The organism is Nonomuraea sp. NPDC049486 (assembly GCF_040676925.1).
Lineage (GTDB): Bacteria > Actinomycetota > Actinomycetes > Streptosporangiales > Streptosporangiaceae > Nonomuraea > Nonomuraea ferruginea.
Genome location: NZ_JBFAPV010000002.1, coordinates 477,060 through 500,181 on the forward strand (window position 1 = coordinate 477,060; position 23,122 = coordinate 500,181).

Sequence of the window (23,122 nt, forward strand, 5' to 3'; positions counted from 1 at the left end):
GGCAAGTACGGTCAGCTTACGGGAGTCCTTGACGGCCTCCCACCCCCTTGCTTGCCTGTAACCACGACGGGGTAACTCCTAGCCGAGGTGGTACGGATGCTGATCAGCACGATCTTGCACGGCAAGGGAAGCGACGTGACGACGGTGGCGCCCGACGCGACCGTCCGTGAGTTGCTGGCCCGGCTGGCCGAGCACAACATCGGCGCCGTCGTCGTGTCCGCCGACGGCGTCACCATCGACGGGATCGTCTCCGAGCGCGACGTGGTGCGCCGGCTGCACGATCGCGGCGCGGGCATCCTCGGCGAGCCGGTCTCGTCGATCATGACCGCCGAGGTGCGCACCGTCGCCCCGGGCGACCGGGTCGACGAGCTGCGCAAGACCATGACCACCCACCGGGTGCGGCACATGCCGGTGGTCGAGGACGGCCGCCTGGCCGGCATCGTCAGCATCGGCGACGTGGTCAAGAACACCATCGAGGAGCTGGAGACGGAGAAGGCCTCACTGGTGGACTACCTCCACCGCTGACGCGGGTGGGACGCTGTCCAGGTGATGTACCGCCCCCCGCCTGACTACCCGCGCGCGTCGAGCAGCCCGACGATCATCCTGCTCGTCGCCGGGCTGACCGGGGTGCTGGGCTTCCTGATCGGCTTCCTCACCGGGCTCGGGTCAGGAGAGCTGGCGGCAGCCCCCGCTCCCCGGGTCACCGTGACGGTCGAGGGAGAGCTCGACCCCGACACGCAGCCCACCGACCCAGTCCCGTCCGACGCCGCCCCGTCCGATCCTGCCGCGTCCGATCCTGCCGCGTCGCCTCCGGCCGCCGACCCGTCCGCGTCGGCACCCGTCACCCCGGACCCGTCCGCCGGCGCCCCGGACGACCCCGTCGCGTCGAACCCCGGCGATCCGCTCGCGTCGATGCGCACCCTCGTCGTCGGCGTCGACATCCAGCCCGGCACCTACCGCACCACCGGCCCCGCGGGCGGCACGGGCCCGTGCTACTGGGCCCGCATGAACAGCACCACCGGCGACATCGGGGACGTCATCGACGCCGGCATGCCCTCAGGCCCGGCCACCGTCACCATCGCCGCCACCGACAAGAGCTTCCAGACGGCCGGCTGCGCCGAATGGACCAGGGCCTGACGGACCGCCGCAGCGGTGCCTGTTTGCGGAGGTGACACCCGCGTAGGAGGATGCGCTCAGCCCCACGCGAGGAGGAAGCCATGTCGGTGTTGCGGAGCTTCGTAGACAGTGTGCGCAACGGCGCGATCGAGGTCATCGACCTCACCGCGCCCCTGTCGGAGGAGACGCCGATCCTCCAGTTGCCCGAGCCGTTCGGCAACACCATCCGGTTCCGGCTGGAGGAGATCAGCCGCTACGACGACCGCGGCCCGGGGTGGTACTGGAACGACATCCACACCGGCGAGCACACCGGCACGCACTTCGACGCGCCCATCCACTGGGCGACCGGCCGTGACGGCCAGGACGTCTCCCAGGTGCCGGTGGCCAGCCTGATCGCGCCGGCCGTGGTGCTCGACTTCACCGCCGAGGCGGGCAAGGACCCCGACTTCCTCCTCCAGATCGACCACGTCAAGGAGTGGGAGCGCGCCAACGGCCCGCTGCCCGAAGGCGGCTGGCTGCTCTACCGCACCGGCTGGGACTCCCGCTCCGGTGACCAGGACACGTTCCTCAACGCCGACGAGACCGGCTCGCACACCCCCGGCGTCTCCGCCGAATGCGCCAGGTGGCTCGCCGAGCAGACGCCGATCATCGGGCTGGGCGTCGAGACCGTCGGCACCGACGCGGGCGCCGCCCACTCCTTCGACCCCGCCTTCCCCTGCCACGCCTTCTTCCTCGGCGCCGGCAAGTACGGCCTCACCCAGCTGCGCAACCTCGACCGGCTCCCGGTCACCGGCGCGGTCGTGGTGGCGCCGCCGCTGCCCATCCTCGGCGGCTCGGGCAGCCCGGTGCGGGTGCTCGCGCTGGTGGAGCGGGGCGAAGGGTGATCGTCGCCGAGGCCGTCGGCGGGCTGCTCGCCGCGGCGGGCGTACGAGCCGCGTTCGGGGTCGTCGGCAGCGGCAACTTCCACCTCACCAACGCCCTCGTGAGCCACGGCGTGCGCTTCGTCGCGGCCCGTCACGAGGGCGGTGCGGCCACCATGGCCGACGCCTACGCCCGGATGACGGGCGAGGTGGCGGTCGTCTCCGTGCACCAGGGGCCCGGCCTCACCAACGCGATCACCGGCCTCGCCGAGGCCGCGAAGAGCCGCACCCCGCTCGTCGTGCTGGCGGGCGAGGCCACCGACGCCCGCTCCAACTTCCACATCGACCAGGACGCCGCCGTGCGCGCGGTGGGCGCCGTCCCGATGCGGGTCAGCGACCCCGCCGAGGCGGCCCGGCACACCCTGGAGGCGTTCCGCGTCGCCCGCGACGAACGCCGCACGGTCGTACTCAACCTGCCCCTCGACGTGCAGGCCGCCGAGACGGAACTCGGCGGGGAGCGACCGGACCGGGCCGCGGCGGCTGTTCGTGAGAGCCGTCCCGGCGCGCCCGCCGCCTCCGCCGAGCAGCTCGACGGGTTGCGCCGGTTGCTCGACGGGGCGGAACGGCCGGTGTTCGTCGCCGGGCGCGGAGCACGGCACGCGCGGGCCGAGCTGGTGGAGCTGGCCGAGCGGACCGGCGCCCTGCTGGCCACCTCGGCCGTGGCCAAGGGCCTGTTCCGCGGCAGCCCGTGGGACCTCGACGTGAGCGGCGGTTTCGCCACGCCGCTCACGGCCGAGCTGGTCCGGGGCGCGGACCTGGTGGTCGGCTGGGGGTGCGCGCTCAACATGTGGACCACCCGCCACGGCTCGCTGATCGGCCCCGGCGCCAAGGTCGCGCAGGTCGATCTCGACCTGGCCGCCGTCGGCCTGCACGTGCCCGCCGACCACGGCGTGGTGGGCGACGTGGCCGAGGTCGCCCGCGCCCTCACGGCCGGCGGCGAGCGGGCCGGCTACCGCTCGCCCGAGCTGGCCCGGCGCATCCGCGAGGAGGGCCGCTGGCGCGCGGTCCCGTACCACGACGAGAGCGGCGGCGGCCGCGTCGACCCGAGGACTCTCACCATCGGCCTGGACGACCTGCTGCCCGCCGAGCGGATCGTGGCGACCGACTCGGGCAACTTCATGGGCTACCCGGCGATGTTCCTGGACGTGCCCGACGAGCGAGGGTTCTGCTTCACGCAGGCGTTCCAGGCGGTCGGGCTCGGGCTCGCCACCGCCATCGGCGCCGCCGTGGCCCGCCCCGACCGGCTGCCGGTGGCGGCGCTCGGCGACGGCGGCGCGTTCATGGGCATCGCCGAGCTGGAGACCGTCGTCCGGCTCGGGCTGCCCATGGTGGTCGTGGTCTACGACGACGAGGCCTACGGCGCCGAGGTGCACCACTTCGGCCCGCACGGCCACCCGCTCGGCACCGTCCGGTTCCCGCCCGCCGACCTGGCCGCGATCGCGCGCGGGTACGGGTTCGCGGCCGTGACCGTCACCGGGCCGGCCGACCTGGCGGGCGTGGCCGAGTGGCTCAAGGGCCCGCGCGAGCGGCCCCTGCTGGTGCACGCCAAGGTCACCGGCGACCGCCCCTCCTGGTGGCTGGAGGAGGCGTTCAAGGGCCACTAGAGCTTGCGGTGGGTGCGGGCCTCCTCGGCGGCGGCCAGCACCACCGCCAGCGCCGCCCCGCCGCCGGCCGCGACCGCCGCGGCGATCGCGCCCTCCACGAACGGCACGTCCGCTAGCACCACCCGGCCGGGCTCCTCCAGCAGGCGGGCGGTGAGCACCGAGCTGCCCAGGTCGGGGATGAGCAGCACGCCGTCGCCCCGGTCGACCTCGCGCACCGCCGCCTCGATGCGGTCGATGCTGACCCCGAGCCCGCCGTCGCCGGTGCCGCCGGCCGCCGCCACGGGCGCCTCCCGGCCCGCGATGCCGCGCGCCAGCTCCGCCGTCTCCGCGGCCAGCCCGGCGCTGTGGGCGACGAGGACCACGCCCACCATCAGGCCGCCGCCTCGGCCAGCGCCGCCATGATCAGCGCAGCCGACGCCGCGCCCGGATCCTCGTGGCCGATGCTGCGCTCACCCAGGTAGCTGGCGCGGCCCTTGCGGGCGCGCAGCGGGATCGTCGCCTTCGCCCCCTCCTCGGCCGCGCGCGCCGCCCGCTCGAACGCCTTGTGCTCGTCGGCGCCCTCCTGTACGGCCTGCGTCAGGGCACGGGCGGCCGGAGCGAGCGCGTCGATCATGGTCTTGTCACCCTGGGCGGCCTTGCCCAGGCGCTCCACCGCCTGGACACCGGACTCGAACGCCGCCGCGAACCCGGCGAGCGTCACCGGCGTGTCCAGCGACTTGCCGAGCTGCCGGAACAGCGACCCGTACAGCGGGCCCGAGGCGCCGCCCACCCGGCGGATCAGTGTCGTGCCCGCGGACACCAGCACCTGCGCGGGGGAGGTCGGCGGCCACTCGGTCAGCGCCTTGCCCACCTCGGTGAAGCCGCGGTCGAGGTTGGTGCCGTGGTCGGCGTCGCCGATCGCGGCGTCCAGGCCGGTGAGCCGGTCGCGGTGCAGCCTGACCGCCCTGGCCGCGCCCTCGGTCCAGGCGAGGAAGAGATCGGTGTCGAGCATCCCGGCCATCATCGCCCCCACCGCAGGCCGGGCGTCTCCACCGGGGCGTCCCACAGCCGGGTCAGCTCGCCGTTGAGGCGGCAGACCGTGATCGAGAAGCCCTGCATGTCGAGGCTCGTCACGTAGTTGCCGACCAGCGAGCGCACCACCCGCGCGCCCTTGCCCCGGACGAACGCCTCCACCTCGGCGAACACCACGTACAGCTCGATCAAGGGGGTGCCGCCCATGCCGTTGACCATGACGAGCAGGTCGTCGCGGAGCGGGAGGTCGCCGTGGATCGCCTCCATGGCGAGCGCGGCCAGCTCGCGGGCGGGGGCCATCGGCGCGCGCGACCTGCCAGGCTCGCCGTGGATGCCGATGCCCAGCTCCACCTGGTCCTCGGGCAGGTCGAAGGTGGGCTTGCCGGCCGCGGGCGTCACGCACGAGGTGAGCGCCACGCCGAACGAGCGGCTGTGGTCGTCCACCTCGCGGGCCACCCGCGCCACCTCCTCCAGCGGCGCGCCCTCCTCGGCCAGGGCCCCGGCGATCTTCTCCACGAACAGCGTCGCGCCGGTGCCGCGCCGGCCCGCCGTGTAGAGGGAGTCCTGCACGGCCACGTCGTCGTCGACCAGCACGCTCGCCACCGGGACGTCGTCGCACAGCTCGGCGGCCATCTCGAAGTTCAGCACGTCGCCCGTGTAGTTCTTGACGATGTGGAGCACGCCCGCGCCGCCGTCGGCCGCCCTGGTGGCGTCGATGATCTGGTCGGGCACCGGGGAGGTGAAGATCTCACCAGGGCAGGCGGCGTCGAGCATGCCGTGGCCCACGAAGGCGGCGTGCAGCGGCTCGTGCCCCGACCCGCCGCCGGAGACCAGGCCCACCTTGCCGGGGCGCGGACCCTCCGCCCGGTAGACCACCCGGTCGCGTACCCGCAGCGAGGGGTGCGCCGCGGCGAGGCCGTTGAGGGCGTCCTCGACCACGGATTCGGCCGTGTTGATGAGCTTCTTCATGGTCTGAACATCTGCCCGTTTTCCGCTGGAGGCAAGCACCGGGCGGAGTAGGCTACCGTCTGCACATGGCCGAGATCGTGTACCCGCCGGTGATCGCAGCCGCGCGGACCTTGTTTCGCGTGCTTGACTACCGCTTCCACCTGGAGGGCACCGAGCACGTGCCGTCGACGGGCGGCGCCGTCCTGGTGAGCAACCACATCAGCTACCTCGACTTCATCTTCGCCGGCTACGCCGCGCTGCCGGCCAGGCGGCTGGTGCGGTTCATGGCCAAGCAGGACGTGTTCGACCACAAGATCTCCGGCCCGCTCATGCGCGGCATGAAGCACATCCCGGTCGACCGCGGCGCGGGCGCCGGCTCGTACGCGACCGCGCTGCGCATGCTGAAGGCGGGCGAGATGGTCGGGGTGTTCGCCGAGGCCACCATCAGCCGTTCGTTCACCGTCAAGGAGATCAAGAACGGCGCGATCCGGATGGCGCAGGCCACCAAGGTGCCGGTCATCCCGGTGGCGCTCTGGGGCACGCAGCGGCTGTGGACCAAGGGCAGGGAGCGGCGCATCTTCCAGCGCCACGTGCCGATCACGATCCTGGTGGGCGAGCCCATCCACCCCAAGCGCGGCGAGGACGTCGCCGAGCACACCACGGCCCTCCACGCGCGGCTCTCGGAGCTGGTCGACCGGGCGCAGCGCACCTACCCGGAGATCCCGCAGGGCGTGTGGTGGCAGCCGGCCCACCTGGGCGGCACCGCGCCCACCCCCGAGGAGGCGGCGGCGCTGGACGCCGCGGAGGCCGAGGCCCGCGCCGCGAAGAAGGCGGCGGGCGGCGGCGCCCACGAGGAGCCGGCCGGAACCTAGACGGCCTTAGATGGCCGTCTGGTAGGCGCTCGCCCGCATGCCCGCCAGCAGGGTCTCCGTCTGCGACAGCGAGTAGCGGTGGCGCGGGTCGTGGTGGAGCAGCCCCTCGATGAGCGGGCGCATCACCCCGGCCCGGCGCGGCGGCGGGAACGGCCCGCTGCGCGCCATGCCGAGCACGGTCGCGGCGTCCTGGCCCGGGTAGGGCGGCTGGCCCTCGATGGCGCTGTAGAGCGTGGCGCCGAACGACCACATGTCGGCCTCCTTGCTGGCCGGGCCGCCGTAGAGCCGCTCGGGGGCCATGAACGCGGGCGTGCCGCGCAGCCGCCTGGAGGTCGTGGTCTTGCGGATGTCGCCCTCCGCGGTGGCGATGCCGAAGTCGGTCAGCACCACCCGGTCGCCGGTCAGCATCACGTTGGCCGGCTTCACGTCACGGTGGAGCACCCCTGCCTGGTGGGCGGTGCGCAGCGCGGCCAGCAGATGACGGCCGATCGCCGCCACCGACTGGGCGGGCAGCGTGCCCACCTGGGAGAGCAACTGGTGCATGGAGAGCCCGTCGAGATACTCCATCACGATCCAGAGCTTGCCGCCTTCTTCGATGAGGTCGTGGACCGTGACGATGTTCGGGTGCGACAGCCTGGCCGCCATCCGGGCCTCGCGCAGCACGCGCCGACGCACCATCTCGGCCTCGCCGGTGAGCGTCAGCTCCTTGAGCGCCACCTCCCGGTGGAGAAGCCGATCGAACGCGCGCCATACGACGCCCATGCCCCCACGACCGGCCTCCTCGTTAAGGAGGTACCGTCCGCCGATCTCCCGCATACCATCCCCTCATTGACAGGGGTAATCATGTCATCTCAGCGCACTGTTGTGGGTGCCTAACGTGATCCGGTTATGTCGGGAATGGTAACGCCGCTGGTCACCCGCTTGGAAGTCGGAAAGAATACCACCCGTCCGATCCAGCAGACCGCGAGCAACTGGACCACCGTCGCCCCGGCGAAGACCGCCGGCAGCCCGGCCATCTCTCCCGCGAGCCCGCCCAGCGCCGCGCCGAGGGGCATGCCGCCCATCCCGAGCAGCCGGTAGGCGGCGTTCACCCGGCCGAGCAGCTCGCCGGGGATGATCCGCTGCCGGGTGCTGATCACGAGCACGTTCGCCGCGGCCCCGGACACCCCCCACACGACCGCCGTCGCGTACAGCAGCCAGGGGACCGGCAGCAGGACCGGCACCAGGTGCGCCAGGGCGCAGACCGCCCAGAGCATGACGAAGGCGGGCGCGTCCCCGGCCAGGCGACCGGCCCGGCCGGCCACCAGCGATCCGGCCAGGGCCCCGACGGCGAACACGGTGAGCATGAGGCCGTAGCCGCTCGGCGCCAGGCCCATCGGCGAGCCGTCGCCCACCACCCAGAGCACGAGCACCCCGAAGTACGCGGCGCCGGCCGTGTTGATCAGCCCGGCCGACAGGGCCAGCGTGCGCAGGAACCGGTGCGACCACAGGTAGCGGAGCGACTCGGTGATCTCCCCGGCGACCGGCCGCGGCGCCGCGCGCGGGGCCAGGAACCGGCCGCGCATGCCCAGCAGGAGCAGCCCCGCGACCCCGTACAGGAGTCCCGGCGCGCCCAGCACGGCGGCGGGCAGGACCGTGACGAGCAGGCCCGCCAGCGGCGCCCCGGCGAAGTCGTTGCCCAGGATCTGGACGCCGACGACGCGCCCGTTGGCCCGGGTCAGCTCGGTCTCCGGCACGGCCATGGGCAGCGCCGCCTGGGCGGAGGTGTCGGCGAACACCTCCGACACGCACGCGAGGAACACGGCGGCCAGCAGCACCCACAGGTTCATCAGCCCGAGCGCGGCCAGCGCCGTCGCCACGGCCAGCACCGCGGCGCGCGCGGCGTTCGCCGCCACCATGATCCGCCGGCGGTCCAGCCGGTCGACGAGCGCGCCCGCGGGCAGCGCGAGCAGCAGCCACGGCAGCGTCGCCGCCGCCCCCGCCAGCGCCACCAGGGCGGGGGAGCGGGTGAACGAGACCGCCATCAGTGGCGCGCCGACCTTCAGCACGCCGTCGGCCAGGTTGGACAGCGCGGTGGACGACAGCAGGAAGCCGAAGGATCGGCCGAGGCGTGTCAAGACGGGGCTCCGTTAGTGTGTAAGGAGAACTGTGCATGGATTTCTTTGCAAAGATAGGTTTGCACACTGTGGAGCGCAAGAGCTATTCCGCCAGGACCCTCGACACGGGCGCGCTCAAGTCGTTCGCCCACCCCCTGCGCCTGCGCCTGTACGAGCTGCTGGAGGAGCGCGGCCCCGCCACCGCCACCCAGCTCGCCGGCCAGGTTGGGGAGAACACCGGCGCCACCAGCTACCACCTGCGCGAGCTGGCCAGGCACGAGATGATCGAGATCGTGCCGGGGATGGGGCGCGGCAAGGAGAAGTACTGGCGGGTGACGCCGGGCGGCTACTCCTACGGGGAGACCCCGCCGGAGCCGGAGGCGGCCGAGGCGCTGGAGTTCCTCATGGACGACCTGATCCGGCAGCGCGGCGCGGAGCTGGCCCGCTGGCGCGAGGAGGAGCGGGACGCGCCGGAGGAGTGGGTCCAGGCCAGCGGCTTCGGCCGCCGCGCGCTGCGCCTGACGCCCGCCGAGACGGCCGCGATGCGGGACGCGATCTTCGCGGTGCTGGAGCGCTACCGGGCCCTGTCGGACGCGCGCATCGAGGAGCCGGCGGCGGACCCGGCGCTCGGCCGCGTCGTCGTCCACTTCGACGTCTTCCCGGTGGGCGCGCGCCGGGATCCCGAGACGGAGTGAACACCTGCGGGGTCCGCCGCGTACCTCAAGGTGACCAGTCCGAGGATCCGGAAGGGGATGACGGCACGTGCGATCTCGACAGGGACACCGCCGTCTCGCTCTCGCCGCGGCCTGCCTCGTCACCGTCGCCGCCGGCACGGCCTGCACCGCCCCGGCCGTGCCGCAGGCGCCCGACACGGCGCAGGTGGCCGACGCGGTGCCGACGGAGATTCCGGAAGAGCTGATGGCGCCGCCCGCGACGAGCCTGACCCAGGAAGGGGAAGCCGAGCCCACCGCGCAGGCTGCGGAGAGCGGCGACGACAGCGAGACCCGGCCGACGAAGTGGGGGCCGTTGTCCGCGGCCGACCGGGATCTGATCAAGAAGGTTCGTCTCGCCACGCTGTGGGAGATGACGATCGCTCAGGAGGCGATACAGCGGGGAAACAGCTCACGCGTACGGGAGATCAGCCGGGAGATCTCCGAACAGCACCACGCCCTCGACAACGAGGCCCGCGACCTGGCGCAGAAGCTGGACGTGCGGTTGCCCGTGCGGCCGACCGAGGACCAGCAGAAGTGGATGGCCGACATCTCCGGCAGGTCGGGCCGCGACTACGACGTCACCTACGTGAAGTGGCTGCGGCTGGCGCACGGGCAGATCTTCGCCTTCATCGGGCAGGTGCGCGGCAGCACCCAGAACACGCTGGTGCGCACGTTCGCGGAGTCCTGCAACAAGGCCGTGCTGAACCACCAGCGGCTGCTGGAGAGCACCGGCCTGGCCGGGCCGGAGGCGTTCCCGGATCCGCCGGAGGTGTGATCCGACGAGGGTCGGGGTTTCCGAATCGGGATATGTCAGGTTAGGTTTGCCTAACCTGACATATTTTGAGGAGAGAGACCCGCCATGACCGAGCCCTTCCGCATGTTCGGCGTCCGCGTCGGCAGGCTGGACCGCCTGAGCCCGACGTTCCTGCGCGTCACGTTCACCGGCGACGACCTGCGGCATTTCGCCGACAACGGCTATGACCAGCGGATCAAGCTCATCCTGCCGGTGCCCTCCCACGGACTGAGCCGGTTGCCCGAGGGCTCCGACTGGTACGGGCAGTGGCGCGCCATGTCCGACGAGGACCGCAACCCGATGCGCACCTACACCGTCCGCCGGGCCCGCCCCGAGGCCTGTGAGCTGGACGTGGACATCGTGCTGCACGGCGACACCGGCCCGATGTCCCGCTGGGCGACGGCGGCCGAGGTGGGGGACGAGCTCGTCGTGCTCGGGCCCGACGGCCGCTACCAGGGGCCGCCCTCCGGCCTGGAGTTCCGCCCCCCGGAGGGCACCGGCGCGGTGCTGATCGCCGGTGACGAGACAGCCGCGCCCGCCATCTGCTCCATCCTGGAACGCCTGCCCGCCGGCGTCGAGGGCGAGGCGCTCCTGGAGGTCGCCACCCGGGGAGACTTCCTGCCCGTGGAGACCGGCAGCGCGGTCAAGGTCACCTGGCTGGCCAGGGACGGCGCGCCGCACGGCGCCCACCTCGTCCCGGCGGTGCGCGAGGCGGCCCACCGGCTGCTGCCCGCGCTGCCGGCGTCCGAGGACTTCCAGGACGTGGACGTCGACGCGGGCGAGCTCTGGGAGGTGCCCGAGGCGCCTTCCGGCCCGCTGTACGCGTGGCTGGCCGGCGAGGCCGCGATGATCAGGACCCTGCGGCGGCACCTGGTCGCCGAACGCGGCATGGACCGCCGCGCGGTGGCCTTCATGGGCTACTGGCGGCTGGGCCGCTCGGAGGACTGGGCGGCCTGACCGCCGCCCGCGCCGGATCTCCCCTGGTCATGCCGCCGCCGTGAGGGTTTCCTGCCCGGTGGCAGGGTAGCCGGACCGGGACAGGCTGTCGCGGGGGGCACCATGGACGGCTTCGTACTCACGTACGACCACTACGATCCCGAGGCGGAGAAGCTGCGCGAGGCGATCACCTCGACCGGGAACGGCTACTTCTGCACCAGGGGCACGGCCGAGTGGGAGGACATCGGCGAGTTCCACTACCCGGGCACCTACACCCACGGCGGTTACAACCGGGAGACCTCGATCTTCGACGGTCACCCGGTGCTCAACGAGGACCTGGTCAACCTGCCGAACTGGCTGCCGCTGAAGCTGCGCGTCGAAGGCGAGGGGGCGGTCCGGTTCGGCGACGTGGAGGTGCTCGGCTACCGGCACACCTACGACATCAGGCTCGCCCTGGTCCAGCGGGACCTGCGCTTCCGCGACGCCGCCGGCCGCGTGACGAGCCTGCGCAGCCGCCGGTTCGTCAGCATGGCGCACAGCCACCAGGCCGCGATCGAGTGGACGCTGACGCCGGAGAACTGGTCGGGCCGGGTCGAGGTGGTCTCCGCGCTGGACGGCCGCATGAGCAACCACATCGTGGTCCGCTACCGCGACCTGGAGGGCCGCCACCTGGATCCGGTGTCGCCGCGCACGTTCGGCCCCGACGTGATCGCGCTGGAGGTGAAGACCCGCCAGTCCAACCTCTACATCGCCCAGGCCGCCCGCACCCGTGCCTTCCACGGCGACCGGCCCGCCGCGACCGAGCGGCGGCTGCACCAGATGGCCGACTACATCCAGGAGGTGCTCAGCTTCGACGTCGAGGAGGGCCGGCCCAGCCGGGTGGAGAAGCTCGTCTCCATGTTCACCTCGCACGACAACGCCATCACCGAGCCGCTGGCCGCCGCCGGCCGGCACGTGCTGCGCTACCCCGACTTCGCCGGGGCGCTGGACAAGCACGAGTCGGCCTGGACCGAGCTGTGGGAGAGCTGCGACGTGCGCCTGCCCGCCGAGCCGCGCGCCCAGCTGCTGCTGCGCCTGCACATCGCGCACGTCCTGCAGGTCTGCTCCCGGCACACCGCCCGGCACGACGCCGGCGTGCCCGCCCGCGGCCTCAACGGCGAGGCGTACCGGGGACACGTCTTCTGGGACGAGATGTACGTCTACCCGTACCTCAACCTGCGCCTGCCCGAGATCACCCGGGCCCTGCTGCTGTACCGGCACCGGCGGCTGACCGAGGCGCGCGCCGCCGCGGCCGAGGCCGGTTACCGGGGTGCCATGTTCCCCTGGCAGAGCGGCAGCGACGGCACCGAGGAGACCCAGCAGCTGCACCTCAACCCGATGTCCGGCGAGTGGGACCCGGACCTCAGCCACCACCAGCGGCACGTCAACGCGGCGATCTTCTACAACGTGTGGCGCTACTTCCAGGCCACCGACGACCTGGAGTTCCTGCGCGACTACGGGGCCGAGCTGATGCTGGAGATCGCCCGCTTCTGGGCGTCGATCGCGCACTTCGACCCCGCCAGGCAGCGGTACGAGATCCACGGCGTGATGGGGCCCGACGAGTTCCACGAACGCTACCCCGACACCGAGGAGCCGGGGCTGCGCGACAACGCCTACACCAACGCCATGGCGGCCTGGATCGCCGCCACCGCCCCCAAGGTGCTCGACCTGCTGCCCAGCAGCCGCTCGGCGAGCATCCGGCGCAGCCTCCAGGTCACCGACGAGGAGCTGGCGACCTGGGAGGACATGAGCCGGCGCATGTACATCCCGTTCCACGACGGCGTCATCAGCCAGTTCGAGGGCTACGGCGACCTGGAGGAGCTCGACTGGGACCACTACCGCGCCCGCTACCACAACGTCCAGCGCATGGACCGGATCCTCAGGGCCGAGGGCAAGGACCCCAACCGCTACAAGCTGTCCAAGCAGGCCGACACGGTCATGCTGTTCTTCCTCTTCGACGAGCAGGAACAGCGCGAGCTGTTCGGGCGGCTCGGCTACGACTACGACGCCGACCTGGTCAAGCGCACGATCGAGTACTACGACGCGCGCACCACGCACGGCTCGACGCTCAGCTTCGTCACCTACGCGGGGGTGCTGGCCGCCATCGACCCGGAGAGCTCGTGGGAACGCTACCTGGCGGCTCTGGAGAGCGACGTCAACGACGTGCAGGGCGGCACCACCCAGGAGGGCATCCACATGGGCGTCATGTCCGGGACCCTCGACCTGCTCCAGCGCTGCTACGTCGGCACCAGCATCACCGGTGACGTGCTCAGGCTGTCGCCCCGCCTGGTCGACCGGCTCGACGGCGTCTCGTTCTCCATGCGTTTCCGCGGCACCACGCTCAGGCTGAGCATCGAGGGCGACCAGCTCATCCTGTTCACCCAGGCGGAGGGGTTCCGGGGCCCGCTGCACGCGGGCGTGGGCGACGACGTCCGCGAGCTCGTCCCCGGAGGGACCTGCGTCTTCACCATCCCGGGAGGGGCACCCGCCCGAGAGAGGGGCCGCACCATGCCCGCCGCCGGATTCCAGGGCGCGATCTTCGACGTCGACGGCGTGCTCGTCGACTCGCCGCACCAGCGCGCGTGGAAGGACGCGCTGCGCGAGCTGATGGAGGGGGAGTGGGCGGACGTCCGCGACCGGACCACCTGGTCGGACGACCGGTTCACGCCGGAGGTCTACCAGCGGGTCATCTCCGGCAAGCCGCGGATGAGCGGCGCGCTGGCCGCCCTGCAGTACTTCGAGGTCCCGGACGCCGAGCGGCGGGTCGAGCAGTACGCCGCGCACAAGCAGCGGATCGTGGTGCGGCTCATCGACGCGGGGGAGTTCACCGCCTATCCGGACGCCCTCCGCTTCGCGCTGGCCGTCCGCGCGGCCGGCATCCCGTCGGCGGTGGCGTCCTCGTCCAAGAACGCCGACCTGTTCCTGCGGAGGATCCGGCTCGACACGTTCGCGGCCGAGCAGGGACTGTCCTACGACTTCATCCGGCGGGGCCAGACCCTCGCCGACTTCTTCGACGCCGACCTGTCGGGCCGTGACTTCGAGCACGGCAAGCCCGACCCGGAGATCTTCGTCACCGCGGCCGCCGAGCTGCACGTGCCTCCGGAGGACTGCTTCGTGGTCGAGGACGCCGTCAGCGGCGTCCAGGCCGCCAAGGCCGGCGGCATGGCGGGGCTCGGGGTGGCCCGCGCGGACGACGCGCGGATACTCGCCGGCGCGCACGCCGACCTCGTCGTCACCAGCCTCGACGAGGTGGACCTGGGCGCCCTGGCCGCGCACCGGCTCGACCGGAGGCCCGCCTGACACATCACCACGTACCACCGGCCGAGAAAGGTCTGATCATGAGCAGCGAACTGTCCCGCCGCGCCGGCGCGGCCCGCCCCGCGGCGCCCGTCCGGCTGATCCACCTCGGGCTCGGTGACTTCTTCCGCGCCCATCAGGCCTGGTACACCGAGCACGCGCCCGACGGCGAGGAGTGGGGTTTCGCCGCCTTCGGCGGGCACGAGGCGTCGGACCTGCTCGCCGCCCAGCAGGGCCTCTACACGCTCATCACCAGGAGCGCCCACGGCGACCGGTTCGAGGTGATCGCGACCGTGTCCGAGGCGTGGCCCGCGACCGACCACGACGCCCTGCTGCGCCTGTTCCGCGCGCCCGAGGTGGCCGCCGTCACCGTCACCGAGCTCGGCGCCCGCGACCACCCGGACGTCCGGGAGGACGTGGCCGCCCTGCGCGCCGACCCGGCCGCGCCGGTGCGCACGACCCGCGGCCGGCTGCTCGCCGGCCTCGCCGCCCGCCGACGCGCCGACGCGGGCCCGGTCACGCTGGTGGCGTGCGACCACACGGCCGGCAACGGCGCCATCCTGTCCCGCCTGCTGTACGAGATGGCCGACGAGGTCAACCAGGAGCTGACCGGCTGGCTGGACGAGAACGTGTCCGTCGTCGCCACCGTCGCCGACCGGGTCACCCCGCACACCGGCCCGTCCGGGCTGCGCGCCGTCGCCGAGGCCACCGGCCGCGACGACCGCGTCCCGGTCACCGCCGAGCCGTACGCCGAGTGGGTGCTGGCAGGCCGGTTCCCGGCCGGCCGCCCGCGCTGGGAGGACGCCGGCGCCCTGCTGACCACCGACGTCACCCCGTACGAGCATCGCAAGCAGTGGCTGGTCAACGGCTCCTGCTCGCTGCTCGCCTACGCCGGCTCGATCCGCGAGCACGCCACGCTGGCGGAGGCGATCGGCGACGACGCCTGCCGCGGCTGGCTGGAACGGTGGTGGTCGGAGGCCGGCCGGCATCTCGGCCGGGCCGCCGCCGGCCTGGACGCGTACCGCCAGGCGCTGCTGGAACGGATCGCCAACCCGCGCATCCGCCACAGCCTCGCCAGGATCGCCGCGGACGGCTCCCGCAAGCTGCCGGAACGCGTCCTGCCCGTGCTGCGCGCCGAACGCGCCGCCGGTCGCGTGCCGGAAGGGGCGGCCCTCATCCTGGCCGCCTGGATCAGCCATCTGCGCGGCCACGGCGCCCCGGTCAGCGACCCGCGCGCGGCCGAGCTGACCGTGCTCGCCGCCGGCCCGCTGGCCGAGGGCGCCCACCGCGTCCTGGACGCGCTCGACCCGGAGCTCGGCGCCGACGACACGCTGGTGGCGGCGGTCCGCGACGCCGCCACCCGCTTCGACCGCGTCAGAGTGTCCTGACCGGGATCACCGCTCTCAGCCCATGTGCGGGTAGCGGTGGTCGGTCGGCGGGGTGAACAGCTCCTTGACCGCGCGGGCGCTGACCCACCTGACCAGGTTGTACATCGAGCCCGCCTTGTCGTTGGTGCCCGACGCGCGGGCGCCGCCGAACGGCTGCTGGCCCACGACCGCCCCGGTCGGCTTGTCGTTGACGTAGAAGTTGCCCGCCGCGAAGCGGAGCTTCTCCGACGCCGCCGCGATGGCGTAGCGGTCCTGGGCGATGAACGCGCCGGTCAGCGCGTACGGCGAGACGCTCTCCATCTGGGTGAGCACCGCGTCGAAGTCGGCGTCGTCGTAGACGTGCACGCCCAGGATCGGCCCGAAGTACTCCTTGACGAAGATCTCGTCGGTCGGGTCCGCCGACTCCAGGATGGTCGGCTTCACGAAATAGCCGGTCGAGTCGTCGTACGAGCCCGTCAGCACGTCGATGTGCGAGGCCGAACGCGCCCGGTCGATGGCGGCCTTGTGCTTGGCGAAGGCCCGCTCGTCGATCACCGCGCCCATGAACGCCGACAGGTCCGACGCCACGTCGCCCACGGTCAGCGACTCGGCCACGGCCACGAAGTCGTCGCGCATCCGGTCCCACACCGAGCGCGGCACGTACGCCCGCGAGGCCGCCGAGCACTTCTGGCCCTGGTACTCGAAGGCGCCCCTGATCAGCGCCGTCGACAGCACCGCCGGGTCGGCCGACGGGTGGGCCAGCACGAAGTCCTTGCCGCCCGTCTCGCCGACCAGGCGCGGGTAGCCGCGGTAGGAGGCGATGTTCTCGCCCACCGTGCGCCACAGGTGCTGGAAGGTGGCGGTCGAGCCGGTGAAGTGGATGCCGGCCAGGTCGGGGTGGGTGAGCGCCACCTCGGAGACCGCCTCGCCGTAGCCGGTCACCAGGTTGATGACGCCCGGCGGCAGCCCGGCCTCCTCCAGCAGCCGCATCGTGAAGTGCGCGGCGAATTGCTGCGTCGGCGACGGCTTCCACACCACCACGTTGCCCATCAGCGCGGCCGAGGTCGGCAGGTTGCCGGCGATGGCGGTGAAGTTGAACGGCGTGATCGCCAGCACGAAGCCTTCGAGCGGGCGGTACTCCATCCGGTTCCACACGCCGGGCGAGGAGATCGGCTGGTCGGCGTAGATCTGCCGGGCGTAGGCCACGTTGAAGCGCAGGAAGTCGATCAGCTCGCAGGCCGCGTCGATCTCCGCCTGCTGGACGGACTTCGACTGGCCGAGCACCGTGGCCGCGTTGAGCGTGGCCCGCCACGGCCCGGACAGCAGGTCGGCGGCCTTCAGGAAGATCGCCGCCCGCTCGTCGAACGGCAGCGCGCGCCAGGCCGGGGCGGCGGCCAGCGCCGAGTCGATCGCGGCCCGCACGTCCTGCGCGCCCGCCTCGCGGGTGCGGCCGAGCACCGCGGCCTTGTTGTGCGGCTGCACCACGTCGATGGGCGTGCCGCCGCCGAGCCGCTGCTCACCGCCGATGGTCATGGTCAGGTCGAGCGAGGCGCCGGACAGCTCCTTGATCCGGGACTCCAGGGCCGCGCGCTCCGCGCTGCCGGGCGCGTACCCGAGAACCCGCTCGTTGGCCGGGGCCGGCACGTTGCTGATGGCATCCATAATCACTTGCCTCCAAGGGCACGAAGGAAGAAGGCGACGTTCGCGGGGCGCTCGGCCAGCCGGCGCATGAAGTAGCCGTACCAGTCGGCGCCGTAGGGCACGTAGACGCGGACCGTGTGACCGGCTCCGGCCAGGGCCTCCTGCCGGTCCGTGCGGATCCCGTACAGCATCTGATACTCGTAGTCGCCACGGGAGCGGCCGTGGCGGTCGGCGAGCAGTTCGGTGATGGAGATCAGCCGGTCGTCGTGCGTCGCCACCATGGGATACCCCTTCCCCGCCATGAGGATCCGCAGGCATCGCACGTACGCCTTGTCCACGTCCGCCTTGCTCTGGTAGGCGACCGTGGCGGGCTCCCGGTAGGCGCCCTTGACCAGCCGCACGCGCGACCCCTCGTGGGCGAGGGCGTGGCAGTCGTCCTCGCTGCGGTGCAGGTAGGCCTGGACGGCCACGCCCGTCGAGGGGTGCTCGCGGCGCAGCTCGCGCAGGATCCGCAGCGTGGAGTCGACCGTGGTGTGGTCCTCCATGTCGAGCGTGACGGTGGAGCCGCCCGCCGCGGCGGCGGCGCAGACGGCCCGCGCGTGCTCCAGCGCCAGGTCCTCGTCGAGCGCCTGCCCGACGGCCGACAGCTTCACCGACACCTCGGCGGCGCGGCCCAGCTCCAGCGGGCGCAGCTCCTCCAGCAGCGTGAGGTACGCCTTGGCGATGGCGGCGGCGTCACCCGCGTCGCGGGTCTCCTCGCCGAGATGGTCGACGGTCACGGACAGGCCGGTCCCGAGCAGCCGGAGGATCGCCTCACGGGCCTCCGGCACGCTCTCACCGGCGACGAAGCGGTCGACGACCCTGCGCGTGAGCGGGAAGCCCGACACGGACCGGCGCACCAACCGGCTCCCCGAAGCGGCGAGCAGCACTTGTCCCAACATGCGTCCAGGCTAAAACCGCAGGTCAGAGAGGTCTATGGACGCGAGTAACGCCAGGTGTGGCAGGCTGTCATACACATGCACAACACCGCTGATCTGCAGGAGATCGTCGACGAGATCGCGGGCCTGCTCGGCGCTTCCGCGACGCTGGAGGACCGCTCGTTCCGCCTGCTCGCGTACGGGGCGCAGCACGGCGACATCGACACCGTCCGCCAGGAGTCGATCCTGCGCCGGCGCGCCTCGCAGGAGGTGCGCGACTACTTCGAACGCTACGGCATCGCCCGGGCCGACGGCCCCGTCCGGATCCCGGCCGACGACCGGCTCAAGGTGCTGGCCAGGATCTGCTGGCCGTTGCGCCACGGCGACGTCACCTACGGCTACCTGTGGCTGCTCGACTCCGGCAGCCTCGCCGACGCCCGGCTGCACCGCGTCGCCCCGCTGGTGACCAGGGCCGCCGCCGCGCTCGCCCACGAGGCCAGGAGCCGCCAGGACCTGGGCCGCCGGCTCGACGCGCTGCTGTCGCCCGACCCCCAGGAACGGGCCGCCGCCTTCCCGGAGATGTCCGGCCCGGTGGCCGCCGTCGCGGTGCGCGAGTCCGAGGAGCGCGCCGCCGCGCTGTGGACGCTCCCGCGCGGGGTGCTCGCCCGCGCCGGCTCCCCGGTCGCGCTGCTCGCCCCCGCGCACCTCGCCGCCGAGGTCGCGCGGACGGTCCAGGGCGCGTACGGGACGGCCGCGGGCATCGGCGCGGCCCGGGCCGACCCGGCGGACGCCTGGCTGAGCTGGCGGGAGGCGCGGCAGGCGCTGCGCGTGGCGGAGAACTTCCCCCGGCACGCGCCGGTCGCCCGCTGGGAGGAGCTGGGCGCGTACCGGCTGCTGGCCCGGCTCGGCGTGGGCGACCTGCGCGAGCTGGCCGAGGCGGTGGCGCCGTTCGACCCGGAGCTGGCCCGCACCGTCGAGGTCTACCTCGACCTCGGCGGCCACGCCCAGAAGGCCGCCGCCGAGCTCGGCATCCACCGGCAGACGCTCTACTACCGGCTGGGCAAGGCCGAACGGCTCACCGGCCGCGACCTGTCCGACGGCGACGACCGGCTCACCGTCCACCTGGGACTCAAAGCGTCCCACCTGCGCTGACCGCCCTGCTCAGGCGGCTGTGGCAGGGGGTCAGGTCAGGTGGCGCAGTGCGGCCTCGTCGCCGGGGCCGCCGCGGGCGGCCAGTTCGGCGGCCACCCGCTCGCGCAGTCCGGCGTCCTTGTGCCCGTCGTACTTGAACTTGCCGCGGATCTCCTCCACCGCCAGCCGCAGCCCCAGCAGCCCCGCGAGCAGCCGCGGCATCCGCGCGGGGTCGCCGTGCCCCGGCTCCTGGTCGGCGAGCTGGGCGCGCAGGATCTCCAGCTTGCCCTCGGGGTCGGTGACGATCTCGGCGTGGCAGACGAGCTGGACCGAGGAGTAGTACGTGGTGGGCACGCCGAGCGACGGGTCGATGCCGCTCTCGGCACGCCACTTGCCGGGGACGTACGTCCAAGGGCCCGCCACCGACAGGAGGACCTTGGGGTTCTCCTCGATGGCGGGCCAGATGGGGTTGGGCCGCGCGAGATGCAGCCAGATCGTCCGCTCGTCCCGCAGCAGGAACTGGGTGGGCACCACCACCGGCAGGTCCCTGCCCCTGCCGGCGGCGATCAGGTGCCCGAACTGGTTGTCCTTCAGGTAAGCGATGGACCGCTCGTCGTCGCCCGCGTCCCAGGGGTGGATCAGCATGGCACGACGATAGGCGACGGGTGACGGGTCAGGCGCAGGCGGCCTCGTACACCCGGACCAGCTCCTGGCTGACGCGCTCCCACGAGTAGCGGGAGCGGGCGCGGTCGGCGCCGGCGTAGCCGAGCGCGGTGCGCAGCGTGGGGTCGGTGAGCAGCTCGCGGGCCAGCCTGGCGGTGCGCGACGGGCGGTCCGGCGGCACCAGCAGCCCGGTGACGCCGTCGATGACGGAGTCGAGGTGGGCGCCGACGGACGAGGCGATCACCGGCACGCCGCAGGCCATCGCCTCCAGCGCCACGATGCCGGTCGGCGCCTCGCGCGGCACCGTCACGACCGCGTCGGCGCTGCGCATGAGCTTGGGCACCGCCGCCCGCTTGACCTGGCCGAGCAGGGTCACCTGGGACGCCACGCCGAGCTGCTCGGCCAGCGCGCGCAGCCGGCGCACGTCCGCGTCCTCGTCGAGCAGTTCGGGCGCGGGCCCGCCGGCCAGCACGAGCTCGACGTCGGGAAGGCCCTGCAGGGCCCGCACGATGGTCTGCGCGCCGCGGTCGCTGGTGAGCGGGCCCACGTGCAGGAGCCGCTTGCTGGTGCCGCGCGAGGCGGTGACGCCCCGGCGGTGGAAGCGCTCGGTGTCGACGCCGTACGGCACCACGGCGATGTGGTTGCGCGGCACGCCGATGCGGATCAACGCCGACTCCTCGTCCCCCGAGCCGGCGATGACGGCCCTGGCGCGGCGGCCGAGTGCCCGTTCCAGGGGCAGACGCGCGGGATCCACGGTGTGGAAGGTGTGCGTCACCGGAACGTCCAGGTCCTTGGAGCCTGTGACGGCGGCCAGGCCGCTGGTCCAGGAGTGCGCGTGGATCACGTCGGGGCGGTCCTGCCGCCACCGCTTGCTCAGATACTCGCCGACGTCGTTCAGATAGGGCACCACATCGGCCGGGCTGAGGTCACGAGCCGGGCCCACGTCGATGTGTTCCACCGTGACACCCGGGGCCACCCGCGTCTTGGGCTTGCCCTCATCACTGTTACGGCGGGAATAGATGGTGACGTGGTGATCGCGCCCGAGCTCGCGGGCTACGGAGAGAATGTGGTGGCGCTTGTTGCCGGAACCAGAAGCGACGATCGCGATATTCATGGCACACCTCAGCGTGAAAAAAGCTTTCAAGGTGTGCCTGCGTCTTAGGCACGTCTGTGTCTAAGCCGACAATACCCGTATTCCCGGTGTTCGCAAACCCATGCCAATCAGACGCCTCGAAGAGCGAGGACCACGATCTCGTCCCACACCTGCCCGCCGGAGAACGTGTTGCGGTCGGCCTCGATGGCCTTGACCACGGCCGACGGCGCCTGACCTGCGCATCTGCTCAGCACGTCGGCCAGCCGCTCCTCGCCGTACGGCTCGCCCTTGTCGTTCCTGGACGAGATGAGCCCCTCGGAGTAGAGCACCATCGTCTCGCCCACGCCGAGCGTGATCTCCTCGGTGCAGGTCTCCGCCTCGGCCGCGATGCCCAGCGGCACCCCGCCGCCCGCCGTGAAGCGCACGTAGCCGTCGGGCTGCACCAGCGCGGCCGGATGATGGCCGGCCGACGACATGCGGATCCTCCGGCCCTTCACGAACCCGGCCACCGCCATCACGAACAGGCCGGTGCTCTGCTCCACCAGCGCCTCGTTCACCTTGCGCACCACCGGGTCCGGGTCCTGCTCCCAGACGCTCAGCACCCGCAGCCCGCCGCGCACCATCGCGCTGACCGAGGCGGCCTCTTCGCCCTTGCCGGCCGCGCCGCCCAGGGCGAACCCCCAGCCGCCGGGGAGCGGGAACACGTCGTAGAACTCCGCGCCCACCGACGAGCCGGGGTGGTAGACGGCCGCCGCCTCGTAGCCGGGCACGTTGGGCAGGCTGCGCGGGACCACGCTGGCCGTCAGCGCGTCGGCCGCCCGCGAGCGGCTCTGGAAGCTGTTCTGGGCGCGTACCGCCATGCCGAGCTGCAGCCCCACCTCCTGCATGACGCTCAGGTCGGCCAGGGTGAACGGCTGGCGGTCGTGCGTGCGCACCAGCGTCAGCACCCCGTCGCCGCCGCCGATCGGCACGCACAGCAGCGAGCCCGCGCCCATCGCCGTCAGCACCGGCCCGTCGGCGCAGAAGCCGAGCAGCGACTCGTCGTCGACCATCTCGAACACCACGCCGGAGCCGCGCTCCAGCACCTGGGCGACCACCTGGGCACCGGCCGGGTCGCTCGACTCCACCTGCCGGATCACCTCGTTCACCGGCAGGTTCTTCGGCCCCATCACGATCGAGCGCCGCGGCAGCCCGTCGCGCACGACGTCGGCCACCACCCAGTCGGCCCACTCGGTCGCCAGCAGCCGGGTGGCGCGCGGCAGCGCCACCGGCCGGCGCAGCGCCTCCTCGTCCAGGAGCAGGGCGGCCATCCTGGACAGCAGATCCTGCCGCCTGGCCGCCGCCAGCAGCGCCGTGCCGTCGGCCTCCTCCGGCCGCCTGTCGCCCGGCTCGGGCAGCTGCACCTCGATCGGCAGCGCCACCACCGCCACCATCTGCTGCGGCTCGCCCGGCATGGTGAGCCGCGCCATGGCCAGTTGCACGAGATGCGTGCGCCCCTGGTGGGCGAGCCTGGTCTCGAACGCGGCCGGCTGGCCGGTGCTCAGCACCGCCGTCAGATGGGACCGGAACGCCGCCCGCCTCGACACGTCCACCAGCAGCGGGAAGGACCGGCCCACGAGATAGCCGTCAGGGCTGCCCAGCAGCCGCGAGGTCTCGGGATTGATCCGCCGGACCGTGCCGCCGCCGTCGAGCACGATGACCGGCACGGGGAAGGCCCGGAACACCTGCCGCAGCAGCTTCAGCTCCCGCTGGGAGCCGTCCTTCTTGCCGGACTGCCTCCTGGGCCCCCTGCTGAGCTGCTCGCGCGCCTCGGCCAGCAGCTCCACGGCGGTGTCGAGCTCCGCCAGGGCGGCGTCCAGAGTGGGCGCGAGGTCCGAGGGGTAGGCCGCCCTCGCCTCACGCAACGACGAGACCCGCCCGGTCAGTGCGTCCAAGGCGTGTTCGAGGTCCGGCATGCTCACCCTC

General features: G+C 72.8%; 21 protein-coding genes. 11 read left to right on the top strand and 10 right to left on the bottom strand.

Annotation, left to right across the window (positions count from 1 at the left end):
* The first annotated feature begins 96 nt into the window (after positions 1-96).
* The 4 genes from AB0K05_RS07135 (at position 97) to AB0K05_RS07150 (ending at position 3,640) form a co-directional block, all read left to right on the top strand.
* A complete protein-coding gene (locus tag AB0K05_RS07135) occupies positions 97-525 on the top strand; it encodes a CBS domain-containing protein (RefSeq protein WP_148032566.1) in 429 nt (142 codons plus the stop codon).
* Between the two features lie 21 nt (positions 526-546).
* Positions 547-1,137: a hypothetical protein gene (locus AB0K05_RS07140; protein ID WP_271278149.1), complete on the top strand. Its 591-nt coding sequence runs from the start codon at positions 547-549 to the stop codon at positions 1,135-1,137.
* 80 nt (positions 1,138-1,217) lie between these two features.
* Positions 1,218-2,000, top strand: a complete 783-nt coding sequence (locus AB0K05_RS07145) for a cyclase family protein (RefSeq protein ID WP_271278150.1) — start codon at positions 1,218-1,220, stop codon at positions 1,998-2,000.
* Positions 1,997-3,640: a thiamine pyrophosphate-binding protein gene (locus tag AB0K05_RS07150; RefSeq protein WP_364227352.1), complete on the top strand. Its 1,644-nt coding sequence runs from the start codon at positions 1,997-1,999 to the stop codon at positions 3,638-3,640. Before AB0K05_RS07145 ends, AB0K05_RS07150 begins: the two co-directional genes overlap by 4 nt.
* Here AB0K05_RS07150 and AB0K05_RS07155 read toward each other — a convergent pair.
* From AB0K05_RS07155 to dhaK, 3 genes are read right to left on the bottom strand one after another with little or no spacing between them, the layout of a single operon-like run.
* Positions 3,637-4,011, bottom strand: coding sequence for a phosphoenolpyruvate--protein phosphotransferase (locus AB0K05_RS07155; protein WP_148032562.1), 375 nt, complete (start codon positions 4,009-4,011; stop codon positions 3,637-3,639). The two genes, AB0K05_RS07150 and AB0K05_RS07155, sit on opposite strands and share 4 nt — an antisense overlap.
* Positions 4,011-4,631, bottom strand: coding sequence for a dihydroxyacetone kinase subunit DhaL (gene dhaL / locus AB0K05_RS07160; RefSeq protein ID WP_148034715.1), 621 nt, complete (start codon positions 4,629-4,631; stop codon positions 4,011-4,013). The genes AB0K05_RS07155 and dhaL overlap by 1 nt, the downstream gene beginning before the upstream one ends.
* A gap of 8 nt (positions 4,632-4,639) precedes the next feature.
* Complete coding sequence (dhaK, locus tag AB0K05_RS07165) at positions 4,640-5,620, bottom strand: dihydroxyacetone kinase subunit DhaK (RefSeq protein WP_148032561.1); 981 nt, start codon at positions 5,618-5,620, stop codon at positions 4,640-4,642.
* A gap of 65 nt (positions 5,621-5,685) precedes the next feature.
* On the opposite strand from dhaK, the gene AB0K05_RS07170 reads away from it, so the two are divergent.
* On the top strand, positions 5,686-6,471 hold the full coding sequence (locus AB0K05_RS07170) for a lysophospholipid acyltransferase family protein (protein ID WP_148032560.1): 786 nt from the start codon (positions 5,686-5,688) through the stop codon (positions 6,469-6,471).
* A gap of 6 nt (positions 6,472-6,477) precedes the next feature.
* On the opposite strand, the gene AB0K05_RS07175 is transcribed toward AB0K05_RS07170, so the two are convergent.
* Positions 6,478-7,287, bottom strand: coding sequence for a serine/threonine-protein kinase (locus AB0K05_RS07175; RefSeq protein WP_148032559.1), 810 nt, complete (start codon positions 7,285-7,287; stop codon positions 6,478-6,480).
* Positions 7,288-7,343: 56 nt separating this feature from the next.
* The gene (locus tag AB0K05_RS07180) at positions 7,344-8,588 is read right to left on the bottom strand and encodes an MFS transporter (protein WP_364227358.1); all 1,245 of its coding nucleotides are present in this window, start codon (positions 8,586-8,588) and stop codon (positions 7,344-7,346) included.
* 68 nt (positions 8,589-8,656) lie between these two features.
* Between AB0K05_RS07180 and AB0K05_RS07185 the strand changes: the two genes are divergently transcribed.
* From AB0K05_RS07185 to AB0K05_RS07205, 5 genes are all read left to right on the top strand, one after another.
* Positions 8,657-9,262: a helix-turn-helix domain-containing protein gene (locus AB0K05_RS07185; RefSeq protein ID WP_364227361.1), complete on the top strand. Its 606-nt coding sequence runs from the start codon at positions 8,657-8,659 to the stop codon at positions 9,260-9,262.
* Positions 9,263-9,329: 67 nt separating this feature from the next.
* Positions 9,330-10,055, top strand: a complete 726-nt coding sequence (locus tag AB0K05_RS07190; protein WP_364227364.1) for a DUF4142 domain-containing protein — start codon at positions 9,330-9,332, stop codon at positions 10,053-10,055.
* An 84-nt stretch (positions 10,056-10,139) separates the two neighbouring features.
* Positions 10,140-11,030 carry a siderophore-interacting protein gene (locus AB0K05_RS07195; RefSeq protein WP_364227367.1) on the top strand — a complete coding sequence of 297 codons (891 nt, stop codon included), beginning with the start codon at positions 10,140-10,142 and terminating at the stop codon, positions 11,028-11,030.
* Between the two features lie 102 nt (positions 11,031-11,132).
* Positions 11,133-14,348 carry an HAD-IA family hydrolase gene (locus tag AB0K05_RS07200; protein WP_364227370.1) on the top strand — a complete coding sequence of 1,072 codons (3,216 nt, stop codon included), beginning with the start codon at positions 11,133-11,135 and terminating at the stop codon, positions 14,346-14,348.
* Between the two features lie 38 nt (positions 14,349-14,386).
* The gene (locus AB0K05_RS07205) at positions 14,387-15,733 is read left to right on the top strand and encodes a mannitol dehydrogenase family protein (RefSeq protein ID WP_364227373.1); all 1,347 of its coding nucleotides are present in this window, start codon (positions 14,387-14,389) and stop codon (positions 15,731-15,733) included.
* A 15-nt stretch (positions 15,734-15,748) separates the two neighbouring features.
* Here the strand turns inward: AB0K05_RS07205 and pruA are convergent, their stop codons facing one another.
* Positions 15,749-17,374, bottom strand: a complete 1,626-nt coding sequence (pruA, locus tag AB0K05_RS07210) for an L-glutamate gamma-semialdehyde dehydrogenase (RefSeq protein ID WP_364227376.1) — start codon at positions 17,372-17,374, stop codon at positions 15,749-15,751.
* Positions 17,375-17,376: 2 nt separating this feature from the next.
* The gene (locus tag AB0K05_RS07215; RefSeq protein ID WP_364227379.1) at positions 17,377-18,294 is read right to left on the bottom strand and encodes a proline dehydrogenase family protein; all 918 of its coding nucleotides are present in this window, start codon (positions 18,292-18,294) and stop codon (positions 17,377-17,379) included.
* A gap of 75 nt (positions 18,295-18,369) precedes the next feature.
* Here AB0K05_RS07215 and AB0K05_RS07220 point away from each other — a divergent pair, with 75 nt between their 5' ends.
* The gene (locus AB0K05_RS07220; protein WP_364227382.1) at positions 18,370-19,422 is read left to right on the top strand and encodes a helix-turn-helix domain-containing protein; all 1,053 of its coding nucleotides are present in this window, start codon (positions 18,370-18,372) and stop codon (positions 19,420-19,422) included.
* A 30-nt stretch (positions 19,423-19,452) separates the two neighbouring features.
* Here AB0K05_RS07220 and AB0K05_RS07225 read toward each other — a convergent pair whose 3' ends face one another.
* The 3 genes from AB0K05_RS07225 to AB0K05_RS07235 form a co-directional block, all read right to left on the bottom strand.
* Positions 19,453-20,046, bottom strand: a complete 594-nt coding sequence (locus AB0K05_RS07225; RefSeq protein WP_364227385.1) for an FMN-binding negative transcriptional regulator — start codon at positions 20,044-20,046, stop codon at positions 19,453-19,455.
* A gap of 28 nt (positions 20,047-20,074) precedes the next feature.
* The gene (locus tag AB0K05_RS07230; protein WP_148032548.1) at positions 20,075-21,178 is read right to left on the bottom strand and encodes a glycosyltransferase; all 1,104 of its coding nucleotides are present in this window, start codon (positions 21,176-21,178) and stop codon (positions 20,075-20,077) included.
* A 107-nt stretch (positions 21,179-21,285) separates the two neighbouring features.
* Positions 21,286-23,112 carry a SpoIIE family protein phosphatase gene (locus tag AB0K05_RS07235; protein ID WP_364228038.1) on the bottom strand — a complete coding sequence of 609 codons (1,827 nt, stop codon included), beginning with the start codon at positions 23,110-23,112 and terminating at the stop codon, positions 21,286-21,288.
* Positions 23,113-23,122: the final 10 nt, after the last annotated feature.